Genomic DNA, 706 nt, shown 5'->3' on the forward strand with positions numbered 1-706 from the left:
GCGTGCATTGTACAAACAAGGCTATGGCATAGATATGCTTTATTACAGGAAGGAATTGTGACATGGGGAGCAAAACACCCACAACAACAGAACAAAAACAGGTTCAGACAAGCGCGCCTCCTACTTGGATGCAGAATGTATTTAAGCGTGGTGGTGCGGATGCGTATAACCTGTATAATACAGGGATTGGTGGGAATGTTTATGGGGGGCCTCGTGTTGCACCGTTAAGTGCTCCAACCATTCAAGCCATAGGTGGTCTTGGAAGTATTCCACATCATTATCAAAACCGCTCTTTGATGAATACAATCTACAATCCAACGTCGGCAGCAAGCACTCTTGGAGGAATGGCTTCAGGTAGTATGATTGGACAGAATCCATCTTTTAATGCCGCCCTTCAAGATAGCTTAGACCGTGTAAGAGATACGATTAACAGCTCTTTTGCAGGTGCAGGTCGTTATAATTCAGGTGCACATACAGGTGTATTGGCAAAGGAACTTGGCGCTTTGTCCAAAAGTGCTACAGCAGAGCAGTATAATCGTGATGTGGATCGCATGATGCAAGCAAATTCACTGATAGACCAAGCCAATCAAAATCAGTTAGGAGCCTCAAATAACTTCCTACAGGGTTATGGTAATGCCTATTCGAATGCCTTGCAGGGTTCATCACTGCTCGATAATTACAATCAACGCCTTGTTGATGCCAATAG

1 protein-coding gene is annotated in these 706 nt (G+C 44.3%); it reads left to right on the forward strand.

Translation table 11 applies throughout. The features are described from left to right. Positions 1-62: 62 nt before the first annotated feature. Positions 63-706, forward strand: a 644-nt coding sequence (locus BN338_RS10450; protein ID WP_039762416.1) for a hypothetical protein, incomplete at its 3' end; no start/stop codon positions are given.

It is taken from the genome of Bartonella queenslandensis AUST/NH15, from assembly GCF_000312585.1.
Lineage (GTDB): Bacteria > Pseudomonadota > Alphaproteobacteria > Rhizobiales > Rhizobiaceae > Bartonella > Bartonella queenslandensis_A.